General features: G+C 32.5%; 16 protein-coding genes. All 16 read left to right on the top strand.

Translation table 11 applies throughout. The features are described 5' to 3' along the window. Window positions 1-687 (top strand): hypothetical protein, encoded by a 687-nt coding sequence (locus tag VQL36_RS14485; protein ID WP_349250005.1) that lies wholly within the window; start codon window positions 1-3, stop codon window positions 685-687. A gap of 683 nt (window positions 688-1,370) precedes the next feature. Then, window positions 1,371-1,544 (top strand): hypothetical protein, encoded by a 174-nt coding sequence (locus VQL36_RS14480; RefSeq protein ID WP_349250004.1) that lies wholly within the window; start codon window positions 1,371-1,373, stop codon window positions 1,542-1,544. A gap of 478 nt (window positions 1,545-2,022) precedes the next feature. Further along, window positions 2,023-2,508, top strand: coding sequence for a hypothetical protein (locus tag VQL36_RS14475; RefSeq protein WP_349250003.1), 486 nt, complete (start codon window positions 2,023-2,025; stop codon window positions 2,506-2,508). 231 nt (window positions 2,509-2,739) lie between these two features. Further along, window positions 2,740-3,054, top strand: a complete 315-nt coding sequence (locus VQL36_RS14470) for an HNH endonuclease signature motif containing protein (RefSeq protein ID WP_349250002.1) — start codon at window positions 2,740-2,742, stop codon at window positions 3,052-3,054. Between the two features lie 145 nt (window positions 3,055-3,199). After that, entirely contained in the window at window positions 3,200-3,514 is a 315-nt protein-coding gene (locus VQL36_RS14465; RefSeq protein ID WP_349250001.1) for a phage terminase small subunit P27 family, read from the top strand. Beyond that, window positions 3,492-5,222 (top strand): terminase large subunit, encoded by a 1,731-nt coding sequence (locus VQL36_RS14460; protein ID WP_349250000.1) that lies wholly within the window; start codon window positions 3,492-3,494, stop codon window positions 5,220-5,222. Before VQL36_RS14465 ends, VQL36_RS14460 begins: the two co-directional genes overlap by 23 nt. 21 nt (window positions 5,223-5,243) lie before the next feature. After that, complete coding sequence (locus tag VQL36_RS14455) at window positions 5,244-6,470, top strand: phage portal protein (protein WP_349249999.1); 1,227 nt, start codon at window positions 5,244-5,246, stop codon at window positions 6,468-6,470. Continuing rightward, window positions 6,439-7,179 carry a head maturation protease, ClpP-related gene (locus tag VQL36_RS14450; protein ID WP_349249998.1) on the top strand — a complete coding sequence of 247 codons (741 nt, stop codon included), beginning with the start codon at window positions 6,439-6,441 and terminating at the stop codon, window positions 7,177-7,179. Before VQL36_RS14455 ends, VQL36_RS14450 begins: the two co-directional genes overlap by 32 nt. A gap of 2 nt (window positions 7,180-7,181) precedes the next feature. Next, window positions 7,182-8,333, top strand: a complete 1,152-nt coding sequence (locus VQL36_RS14445; protein WP_349249997.1) for a phage major capsid protein — start codon at window positions 7,182-7,184, stop codon at window positions 8,331-8,333. Between the two features lie 14 nt (window positions 8,334-8,347). Next, complete coding sequence (locus VQL36_RS14440; protein ID WP_349249996.1) at window positions 8,348-8,608, top strand: head-tail connector protein; 261 nt, start codon at window positions 8,348-8,350, stop codon at window positions 8,606-8,608. Next, window positions 8,605-8,913: a hypothetical protein gene (locus tag VQL36_RS14435; RefSeq protein WP_349249995.1), complete on the top strand. Its 309-nt coding sequence runs from the start codon at window positions 8,605-8,607 to the stop codon at window positions 8,911-8,913. Before VQL36_RS14440 ends, VQL36_RS14435 begins: the two co-directional genes overlap by 4 nt. Continuing rightward, a complete protein-coding gene (locus tag VQL36_RS14430; protein WP_349249994.1) occupies window positions 8,910-9,248 on the top strand; it encodes a phage head closure protein in 339 nt (112 codons plus the stop codon). Before VQL36_RS14435 ends, VQL36_RS14430 begins: the two co-directional genes overlap by 4 nt. Beyond that, window positions 9,248-9,613, top strand: a complete 366-nt coding sequence (locus VQL36_RS14425) for an HK97-gp10 family putative phage morphogenesis protein (protein WP_349249993.1) — start codon at window positions 9,248-9,250, stop codon at window positions 9,611-9,613. Before VQL36_RS14430 ends, VQL36_RS14425 begins: the two co-directional genes overlap by 1 nt. Then, a complete protein-coding gene (locus tag VQL36_RS14420; protein ID WP_349249992.1) occupies window positions 9,610-9,933 on the top strand; it encodes a hypothetical protein in 324 nt (107 codons plus the stop codon). Before VQL36_RS14425 ends, VQL36_RS14420 begins: the two co-directional genes overlap by 4 nt. After that, a complete protein-coding gene (locus VQL36_RS14415; RefSeq protein WP_349249991.1) occupies window positions 9,933-10,502 on the top strand; it encodes a major tail protein in 570 nt (189 codons plus the stop codon). Before VQL36_RS14420 ends, VQL36_RS14415 begins: the two co-directional genes overlap by 1 nt. 46 nt (window positions 10,503-10,548) lie before the next feature. Then, on the top strand, window positions 10,549-10,884 hold the full coding sequence (locus VQL36_RS14410) for a hypothetical protein (RefSeq protein WP_349249990.1): 336 nt from the start codon (window positions 10,549-10,551) through the stop codon (window positions 10,882-10,884). Window positions 10,885-11,054: the final 170 nt, after the last annotated feature.

Below are 11,054 nucleotides of genomic sequence, written 5' to 3'. Positions count from 1 at the left end.
ATGAAAGTTAAATTGAAAAATAATATATATGAATCTGGACTTTTTGAGGGTAGGGAATACTTGGTTATTGAGATGGTAGTTATAAACCAAATTAATCTTGGTGAAAATCAAACCTTTTTTCTTATTGAGAATGATGATAGGCAAGTTATGAGATATGAAGCACATTTATTTAATATTAGTACTTCAAATTTAAATTCTAAATGGATTGTAAATCAAACTAATGAAGGTAATATTAGATTTACATTTGAAGAGTTTGTTGAGTCTGATTTTTGGGAGAATTTTTATAATGATCATAAAGAAAGCATACACAAATACAATAATATAAAAAAATGGTTGCTTTTTTCAGAGATAAATGACGAAGAGTGTATAGAAATAATAACTAGAGGTGTTTTAGAAGAATTTAATAATCCAGAGAAACCTTATAATCTAGAAAAATCTTATGATTTGATTGAGGCTTTCACTCAATTTAAAGATGAGAGGTTAATAAAAGTTATTACTGATCAAGCCAAGGTCTTATTAACATCAGAATTAGTTTCTAGATATATCTTTTTAAATGTGGCTTTCAAATATTTATCAATATTTAAAGATAGTGATGTGAATAACTTTTTCATATTTTATTTAGAAAATATAGAACATGGAAATGATATATTAACGGAAATTGCAACTAAATATTTTGAACAAAACTAACAGTTAATATTGATAGATAATTTAAATGAAAATAACGTTTATTAGATAATTTCAATTATTTGGTTTTGCTAAAAAGTTTTGCCTATAGTTTTGAATTTTATTAAATAAATCAATATGTATAATTTTAAATTAAGTAATTCCTTAAAATGGAGTAGGTTTATAAAATGAATTCATAAAGAAAATGTAAGAAATGAGATGAGTAGGAAGTTTTATTTATGAAAATTTTGAAAGTAGAATTACAGTGATTTTGAACTGCATCCAATTGTTAGACACTATTCTACAATTGAAGGTGCAGTTCTCTTTTTGTTTATTTAAAAGATTATTAACATCTCGATTTTAAACGGTCGTTTGTAGAGTTGGGTAGTTTTTTCTAAATATATAAAGAATAGTTGGTAATAATGTTTGAAGTAAAATCATATATTCGTGTTCCTTAATGAAATATGAAATGTATATGGCTTTAAAAATTTCGAAAGAGACTGAAATGGAATGGAGAGAAGAAGAGTTTTATAGATATTACAAGTCTTTAAATGATGACAAACATAATAATGAAAAACTATTGCTAAAATATGATAGAATGTATGACTTAATCGAAAGTACTAAAAAAATTGACCACATACTTAAAATGAATTCTATAATAAAGGTAATAATGTCAAAGCTAACTGATATCATAGCAGAAACCATTAATGGTAGAAGTCCACGTAGTGTCATATGATTTAGGAGAAGAAAATCTTGCAAAAAGTTTTAAAGATAATTGTATGAATTTATTAGAAGTATCTACTGATGATGAAGAATTAAAAAATAGAGCTGAAAAAGCGAAACAATTATGTAATGATATTAAAATTGAACTAAAGCTCTAGTAAATAGGAAAACTATGTAAAAATGTTTGGTTAGTAAGTCTTATGAAAAACCTTGATTGGCTCTCATGCCTTTCGAGGTTTTTAAATTATATACATTTTAATAACAGTCCCATAAACGGTCGTTTTTGGGATGATTTTATCGTTTCATAAACACATGATTTTTTATATAATTTTAGTACCATAACTCATATTTTTATCTAAATCTCATTAATATCTCTGTTCTTTCTTTATAGTGCAATTTATACTCTTTAATTTTGAGTGTATTTCCCTTTATTAAACCTTTCTCTACTATGAAAGGTTATTTTGATTCTCTTTAAGGTTTAACAACCATTAAAAGTAACATATTTCCATTGGATTAAGAAGGTATATTTATTTATGATGAATAAGGAAATAAGAAATTTTTGGTACTAATTATTATAAATTGACATTTTAGTGGAAATGTAGTTATTACCAAAAAGTGATGAAAGGGAGTGCGAAGGTGTATTTTAATTTTTTAACAAATGAAAAAACTTATCATATATGTATAGAGACTTTACGTAATATAATTTATGATTACGACATTTCAGAAACAGAGGTACAAAGAATTAATGAAGAATGGAAAGGTTTATCTTTGGAAGAAGATATATTTTTAGTTGATGAAGATCCTAAGTTTTGGTCAGCTTATATTTATAAGGGTATTTCAAAAGGGAGATTAGGTTTTAAAACCAATACTAGTGGATATGTATTATGTTTAGAAATAGTGCGAATGATGAAAAATGATTTTGGTATTTCTACTGAAGAAGCAATAGGAAGGATAAGAAGTAAATGGATAGGTAATGATATTATTGATGAAGATGATTTGGTATTTCATGAAGGACCAAAAGATTGGGCGTATAATATTTATTATGGTCACGACTCTTATTGGTGGACAAAATCCAAAGAAGAATTAGCTGAACTATCTCCTTTGCCTTATAATGAAGAATAATACAAAAAGCAACCTATAAATAATACTAGGATATTTAATAGATGATTTCGGTTATTTTGCCGAAGTCATCTTTTTATTGATTTCGATAAAAAGATTTCATTTCACAAAATGCCTCCTCTGTGAATAGAATTGATGTAAGAATGTAAATGATGGGAGTTATGTTATTTTAAATCTATTAGAATAATATAATTAGAAAATTTATGAAGGGTTAACATAACAAAGAATAATGTTATGAACAAAGCAGATAAGAAGAAATTTTATGATAGCCAAGCATGGAAAGGTTGCAGGAAGTTAGTACTTTTAAGAGACAACTACTTATGTCAAATATGTATTAAACAAAATAAGATTACTCCATCAGATATAGTACACCATATAGAACACTTAGAAGATAATCCTAGTCGAGCATTAGACATGGATAACTTATTAAGTGTTTGTTCGTCATGCCATAATAAAGAACATCCAGAGAAAGGGAAGAAGGAGCAGAGAAAGAAGAGGACAAGGAGAATCAAAGTAATAGAAGTAAAGGCAAATGAAGAAGTGATATAAGGAGGAGATAACATTGAAAATTACGTGTATTTACTGTGCATAGCCCCCCTACCTTTAAACTGAAAATGTATAAAAAAGCTAGACCGGGCTGGCAGCTTCGTTCACACCACGGAAAAAATTTTCATGAAAGGGGGGTAACACAAAAATGGCTGTACCTACTGCTAAAAAAATACGTGAATATTTAGGTGATTCTTACGAAGAATCTGATGAGGAATTAATTAAAATTTATATTGAAACACATCAATTCTATAGGAGATTGCAAAAGGAAGTGAAGAACTCTAATTTGATGTATAAACACACGAATAAAGCAGGGGCTACTAACCTTATCAAAAACCCCCTATCCATTGAGCTGACTAAGACGGTGCAAACTTTGAACAACCTTTTAAAGTCGCTTGGATTAACTCCAGCTCAACGTAAGAAAGTGGTGAATGAGGAAGATGACGACTTCGAAGATTTCTAATACAGGGGCTCTCAATGTGCTCATAAAACCTGCTCAATCACTTCTAACTACTTGGTATGCAGAACAAGTTGTTTCTGAAAAAATAGTAGCCTCAAAAGAGGTTATTTTAGCTTGTGAGAGGCATTTAAATGACCTTAAAAGGGCAAAAACTAGCGATTTTCCATACATTTTTATAGAAAAAATAGGACATAGACCCATACGTTTTATTGAAAGTTTCTGCAAACCATCAAAAGGTGATTTTAAACAGTTAATACTTCAGCCTTGGCAACATTTTGTTTTAGGTTCCACGTATGGGTGGATTCACAAAGATACAGGCGTAAGAAGATTTAAAGAATGTATCATTTTTGTGGGCAGGAAAAACGGAAAGACTACTATGATCTCAGGAACCGCAAATTATGGTTGCAGTAAAGATCATGAGAACGGTGCAGACGTTATTTTATTAGCAAATTCAATGAAACAAGCTAAATTATTGTTTGATGAGTCTAAGAAAATGATTGGATCTTCACCTCAATTAAAGAAAAGGTTTAGGACATTAAGGGATGCTATTCATTATGATAAAACCTTTTCAAAAATAGAACCACAAGCAACGGATAGTGATAAATTGGATGGGTTGAATACTCACCTCGGTATTTTTGATGAAATCCATGAATATAAGGACTACAAATTAATCAATGTCATTAAAAACTCGAGAGGAAGCAGGAAACAACCTTTATTAATTTATATAACTACCGCTGGCTATCAGTTAGATGGACCGTTAGTAGATTATTATGAACAAGGTGTCGATGTATTGAATGGTCTTATAGAAGATGAACGAACCTTTTATTATCTTGCTAGTTTAGATGGTGAAAGCGAGTTTGAAAAACCTGAGATGTGGATCAAGGCTAATCCTAACCTCGGTATATCCATCCATTTACAAGATATGATCGAGGATTGGGAAAAAGCGAAACGTATTCCTGCAGAAAAGAATGACTTTATAACAAAGCGGTTTAATATATTTGTAAAATCAGATGAACAGTCCTATTTAGATTATCAGGTCATTCAACGAAATCATAAAATCATGGGTATTGAAACTTTAAAAGGAATGCCATGTGTTGGAGGTTTCGACCTTTCAGAATCAGAAGATTTCACAAGTGTCTGTCTTGAATTTCCTCTTGATTCAGGTGAGGTTTTTGTATTATCTCATTCTTGGTTACCTAGAAAAAAGGTAATAGCAAATAATGAGAAAATTGATTATTTAGGGTTATCAGAACAAGGTCTTTTGACCATTGTTGATGAGGAATACATCAAGTTGGAACTTATATATGAATGGTTTGTGAGACATTCTGAGATTTACTCTATCCAAAAAATGATGTATGATCCGGCCAAAGCATTTAGAATCATTAAGGACCTTGAGAATTTTGGCTTTAAAACTGAAGTAGTTAGACAAGGAGCTTTGACTTTAACCCCTGTTTTAAGAGATTTAGAAGCTATGTTTATTGATGGAAAAGTAATATTTAATCAAAATAAGCTATTCAGATGGTACATTAATAACGTGCAGTTAAAGAAAAATGATAATGGAAGTTGGTTGCCTAAAAAGCAAGGTCGCTACCGTAAAATTGACGGTTTTGCGGCCTTTTTAAATGCGCATTCAGAAGTGATGAAAATGATGGTGGCTCCAAAAGGAAACGGAGATATTAATGTGGTATCAATGAGTGACCTAATGAAGTAATAAATGAAAGGTGGTGATAATTTGAGGTGGATTAATAAGATTAAAAGCGCTATTAATGGCGCGGTTTCTGGTTGGAAAGGGACAGGTTTTGATTTTTCAAACTGGTTGGGACGTACTTTTTGGGGTACTGAAAATGCTCAATTAGCAAACAATGAAACCATTTTTAGCGTTGTATCTAGACTATCCAATAGTATGGCTTCACTGCCCTTGAAATTACATCAGAACTATGATACTGTGTCTAACTCAGCATCCGATGTATTAATGAATTCACCTAATTCATACATGAGTTCATTTGAGTTTATTCGAAATATGGAGACCATGAGAAATGAAACAGGAAATGCCTATGCAATGATTGAGAGAGATATTCGAGGGCAAGTTTCACGTCTCACTCCGTTAATCTCAACTTACGTTGAACCTATATTTGATAAAGACAGTGGCGAGTTATGGTACAAAGTTATTGGTAGTAACAAAACATACTATTTTCATAATCTAGATATCTTGCATTTAAAACATATTGTTGGATCTGGAAGTTTAAAAGGAATGAATCCTATAAAGGTCCTCACGAATACTAGTGATTATGATAAGGCTGTTCGTGATTTTAGTCTTAATGAAATGCAAAGTGCTTCAAACTCTTTCATCTTAAAATACGATGCGAATGTGGATAATGAAAAGCGTCAAAAAGTCATAGAAGATTTTAAACGTTTTTATCAAGACAATGGGGGTATTTTATTTCAAGAACCTGGTGTTGAGATCAATGAGATTCAAAGAAAGTACATTCCTGCAGATACGTTTACATCAGAAAAAATTACACGTTCACGTGTGGCCAATGTATTTAATGTACCAGTTACCTTTTTAAATGATACCGAGGGTCAAAGTTATTCGAGTAGTGAACAGTTAATGCGTGTGTTTGTTCAACTCACATTAATGCCTATTGTTCGTCAGTATGAGCAAGAATTTGACCGCAAGCTACTTAATGAACACGAGAGACGTAATGGTCATTATTTTAAATTTAATGTGGGAGCCTTGTTAAGAGGAGATACAGCAGCAAGAGCAGCATTATATCATAACGGACTACGAAATGGGTGGCTTAGCAGAGATGAAGTAAGACGTTGGGAAGACTTACCCCCACGTGGTGGTAAAGCAGATGAATTATGGGTGAGTGGAGATATGTATCCTTTGGAAATGGATCCATCACAACGAAAGGGGGTGAAGGATAATGGAGAAGTTTTGGAAAGTAAAAGCAATTGATCATACTATGGGTGAAATACAGATATACGGTGAGATCACATCGTATAAATGGGATGAATCAGACACAACAGCAAAAAGTTTTAAAGAGGATTTAGATCGTTTAGGTGACATAAAGACCTTAAACATTTATATGAATTCTCCTGGTGGATCGGTATATGAAGGGAATGCAATCTATAACATTTTAAAAAGACATAAAGCAAAAATAAATATTCATATTGATGGAATAGCAGCTAGTATCGCAAGTGTCATCGCAATGGCAGGTGATACTATTTTTATGCCCGAAAACACGATGATGATGATTCATAATCCTTGGACATTTGCTATGGGAAATGCATCTGATCTAAGAAAAGAAGCAGATGATTTAGATAAAGCTCAAGAGAGTATGATGATTTCTTATCTTGCGAAAGCAGGTGAGAAATTAGAAAAAGATAAGCTAATTCGGATGTTAGATGCTGAAACGTGGTTGTCTGCGAAAGAGTGTGTTGAGTATGGGTTATGTGATGTGATTGAGCAAGAAAAGAATATCGCTGCTAGTTTTAACCGTGATTTCTTTGCAAAATATAAAAACACACCTAAAAATCTACTAGAAATAGCAAATAAAACAACGGATTCGGACATTTCAGACGAAGAAAAACAGGTAAGACAACAGTTAAAAGAAGAAGCAGAAGTGAGTATTCAAAAATTAAATCTAATCCTTGGAGGGATGTAAATATGACATTATATGAATTGAAAGCCAGTATAGCGACAGTGGGAAGTGAGCTTAAAAAAATAGAGGGGGATATTTCAGCAAAGGCAGCCAACCCAACAGTGCCCATTGAAGATATTCAAAGTTTAAAAAGCCAAAAAAAGGACTTGAAAGAAAGATTTGACTTGTTACAAGAGCAACATGATGAGTTAGAAGCAGAGCAAAAAGCTAATTTACAAGCAAGAATGAAGAATAACTCATCTTTAAATCCAGGTTTAGAAAGTGAAGATCCAAAAGCCAGATTAACAGGTGCAAAAGCTGAATTAATTCGTGCAACTATGCGCAAGCAATCAGTTTCTAAAGATGTTTTTAATGCACTTGGAGATAACGATTCAACAGGTGGGAATAAGTTTTTGCCGAAAACAGTTTCCAATGAAATCTTAGTGGAACCCTTTGTTAAAAATCAACTACGTGAATTATCGATGATTACACAAATACCGAACTTAGAAATTCCTAAATTAAGCTTTACTTTAGATGATGATGATTTTATTAATGATGAAGAAACAGCAAAAGAGTTAAAAGCCGATGGAGATGTCGTTTCTTTTAATCGTCACAAATTTAAAGTATTGGCTGGGGTCTCTGAAACAGTTCTCAACGGTACGGATACGAATTTAGTATCCAATGTTGAAATGAGTTTACAATCAGGTGTTGCAGCTAAAGAGAAGAAAGTTGCTTTTGCTACAACACCAAAAGCAGGAGAAGAGCATATGTCTTTTTATGGCGTTTCCATTATTGAGAAGGAAGCAGGAAATATGTATGAGGCTATAACAGATGCGATTGCAGACCTTCATGAAGATTATCGAGAAAATGCAACGATTGTTATGCGTTATCAAGATTACAAAAACATTATAAAAGAGCTTGCTAATGGAAGTGCTACTTTATTTGCTGCACAACCTGAACAGGTTCTCGGAAAGCCAGTGGTATTTTGTGACTCCGCCATTCATCCAGTAGTAGGAGATTTTAATTATTCGCATTTCAATTATGATTTAGATGCACTTTATGATAGAGATAAAGATGTAAAAACGGGCATTGAACAATTTGTAGTAACAGCGTGGTTTGATCATCAAATCAAGCTGAAATCAGCATTTCGTATTGCCAAAATTGTTCCTGAAGCTTAATAGGACCATAAATGATGCTTGAGGAATTAAAAAAATATCTAAGAATCGATGGGAGTGAGGATGACGTAACCCTCACTCTTTTACTTGAAGCTGCTGAAGAATATTTATCAAATGCTGGCGTTCCAGAGTCAGAGAGTAAATTATATAAATTAGCAGTCTTGTTGTACGTCGCACTTCATTATGAAAATCGTGATCCGAGTCAAAAGATGGATAAACTAAACTTTGCATTTCAAGGGATCATCTTACAATTAAAAGAATGGGGTGAAAATGAGTGAAAAAACACGTTGTAATAAGGGGTTTTATTGATAAAATCACTAAAAAACAATATAAAATGGGCGATTTATACGAAGCAAACAAGGAAAGAGCAGTAGAATTAACCAATGGTGGGTTTATAGCAGTAGAGGTCAATGATGATCCAGATCATATTTTAGATCACAATGTCAGTGAGGTATTAGATTCAATTACAGAAGAACTTACAAAAGCAGAATTAAGAGAACTATTTGATAATGAATCATCTGGCAAGAACAGAACGACAGTCTTAAAACATATTGAATCTCTGCTAGGAGAATCTCTGTTATGAACCCAGGACAATTAAATCAAAGGATTACCATTCAAAAATTTGATGAAAATGCAATGAATGATAACGGATTCCCTTTATCTGATGATGATCCTAAGACGTGGACAGATGTTAAAACGGTTTGGGCTATGATTAAAACAATGAAAGGAAAAGAATTTTATCAAGCTGCAAGTGTTCATACTGAAAATACAGTGAGATTTGTTATTCGTTACACTAGGGATGAAATAAATACAAAAATGAGAGTCAAACTTAAAGAGCACTATTATGACATTGAATCTGTTACAAATGACGACATGAAAAATAAAACTTTGACTATCATTGCAAAGGAAGTGATGTGATGGGATTTGAGTTAACAGGAATGAAAGACATACTTAAAAATCTAGAAAAGATGGGGGATCAAAGTCAAGAGGTTGCAGATGAAGCTTTAAAAGCAGGAGCAGAGGTTCTAAGAGCAAAAATGGAAGAATTAGCACCACGATCTACTTTAAACAAAGAACATTTAGCAGATCATATCATTATCTCATCAATCAAAGATGGAAAGTTAGATGTGGGTCCTCATAAGGACTTTTTTTATGCTCATTTTTTAGAGTTTGGAACATCAAAGATGAGTGCTCAACCATTTGTGCAGCCAGCTTTTGAAGCTTGTAAAGACCAGATTCAACAAGCAATGTCGAGTGTAATTAAAAGTAGGTTAAATCTATGAGTATTAATTCAATCATTATAAATGCTCTAAAGGGTATTGGTGTTCCTGTAGCGTTTCAAAACTATGTAGGTAGTGAAAAGACATACATTACATTTTTTGAATATAACCAAAAATCAGGACTCAATGCTGATGATGAAGAACAAAGAACAGCACACTTTATTCAAGTGGATGTATGGAGCAATACAGATTATACAGACATAGTAAGCCAAGTAAAACAGGCTATGAAATCAAATGGATTTACAAGAACAAGCGAAGCAGATTTATATGAAAAAGAAACAGGTATTTTTCACAAAGTAATACGATTTAAGGGGGAAATTTAATGAGTGCAATTATTATTGGTTTAAAAAATATTCATGTTGCTGAAATGTTGACTGACAATGAAACTGAGACAACATATGATACTCCAAAAAGGCTTGCTTTAGCGATTGAAGCTAAAATAAAGCCTAATGTAAATACAGCTACTTTATATGCTGATGATGGTCCTGCAGCTACGGATAGTAGTTTAGGAGAAATTGAAGTTGAATTAAATATTGATTCTTTATCGACTGAAATGCAGGAATTTCTTTTAGGTCATGAAGTAAATGCTGAGGGAGTGTTGATTAAAAAGTCTGATGATCAAGCTCCTTATGTTGCTCTGGGGTTTAATTCACCTACAAGCGATGGACAAAATCAATATGTGTGGCTATATAAAGGGAAGTTTGAATTACCCGAAGCTAACTATAAAACAAAAGGGGAATCTATTGAATATCAAACTCCCACCATTACAGGTAAGTTCATTAAACGTGAATTTGACAACGCATGGAAAGCAACAGTGATGAGTGGGGATGCAGGTGTTAGTGCAACAGTGATTACGAATTGGTTTACTGGCGTATATAAAGAAACAGCGTAAGAGGCTATGATTTCATAGTCTCTTTTTAATAAAAGGAGGGTTAAAAATGGGAAAGAACGTGATTCAAAAAGGGGTAAAAATTGAATTAGGTGGGAAAGAACGAAAATTATTATTTGATTTGAACAGTCTTGTTGAATTGGAAGAACATTATGGTGATATACAAGAAGCATTCAATCAGTTACAGAAAATGAGTTTTAAAGCGACTCGCAAATTACTCCATGCAGCATTAGCACATGAAAATTTAACAGAAACGGAAGTAGGAAGCCTGATTGATATGTCTAACATGTCAACCGTAATGTCAAAAATAACAGAAGCATTTGAAAGTTCATTACCAGAAACGAATGATTCAAAAAACAAGCAAGCCAGTCCCAAAAGCAAATAGATTGGGACTGGCTTTACTATTGTGGAACGGTTCTTTTGAATATGGATGAAAAAACTTTTTGGCGCTGTACGTTACGCAAGATCTACTCACTGATAGAAATACATGTTAATAACTATAACCGAAAGGATCAGCAAGAACAAAAAGGATTTATTGATCAGGTGTTGTAAGGG

It is taken from the genome of Chengkuizengella sp. SCS-71B (assembly GCF_040100845.1).
Classification (GTDB): Bacteria; Bacillota; Bacilli; order Paenibacillales; family KCTC-33759; genus Chengkuizengella.
The sequence above is the reverse complement of the archived record's forward strand: the minus strand, read 5'-3'. Positions and strand labels throughout refer to the sequence as shown.

Bases quoted from the DNA above. Each gene is read 5' to 3' on its own strand.
- VQL36_RS14485 (WP_349250005.1), top strand. From the start codon at position 1: ATGAAAGTTAAATTGAAAAATAATATATATGAATCTGGACTTTTTGAG.
- VQL36_RS14480 (WP_349250004.1), top strand. From the start codon at position 1,371: ATGGTAGAAGTCCACGTAGTGTCATATGATTTAGGAGAAGAAAATCTT.
- VQL36_RS14470 (WP_349250002.1), top strand. From the start codon at position 2,740: ATGAACAAAGCAGATAAGAAGAAATTTTATGATAGCCAAGCATGGAAA.
- VQL36_RS14465 (WP_349250001.1), top strand. From the start codon at position 3,200: ATGGCTGTACCTACTGCTAAAAAAATACGTGAATATTTAGGTGATTCT.
- VQL36_RS14460 (WP_349250000.1), top strand. From the start codon at position 3,492: ATGACGACTTCGAAGATTTCTAATACAGGGGCTCTCAATGTGCTCATA.
- VQL36_RS14450 (WP_349249998.1), top strand. From the start codon at position 6,439: ATGGAGAAGTTTTGGAAAGTAAAAGCAATTGATCATACTATGGGTGAA.
- VQL36_RS14445 (WP_349249997.1), top strand. From the start codon at position 7,182: ATGACATTATATGAATTGAAAGCCAGTATAGCGACAGTGGGAAGTGAG.
- VQL36_RS14440 (WP_349249996.1), top strand. From the start codon at position 8,348: ATGCTTGAGGAATTAAAAAAATATCTAAGAATCGATGGGAGTGAGGAT.
- VQL36_RS14430 (WP_349249994.1), top strand. From the start codon at position 8,910: ATGAACCCAGGACAATTAAATCAAAGGATTACCATTCAAAAATTTGAT.
- VQL36_RS14425 (WP_349249993.1), top strand. From the start codon at position 9,248: ATGGGATTTGAGTTAACAGGAATGAAAGACATACTTAAAAATCTAGAA.
- VQL36_RS14420 (WP_349249992.1), top strand. From the start codon at position 9,610: ATGAGTATTAATTCAATCATTATAAATGCTCTAAAGGGTATTGGTGTT.
- VQL36_RS14415 (WP_349249991.1), top strand. From the start codon at position 9,933: ATGAGTGCAATTATTATTGGTTTAAAAAATATTCATGTTGCTGAAATG.
- VQL36_RS14410 (WP_349249990.1), top strand. From the start codon at position 10,549: ATGGGAAAGAACGTGATTCAAAAAGGGGTAAAAATTGAATTAGGTGGG.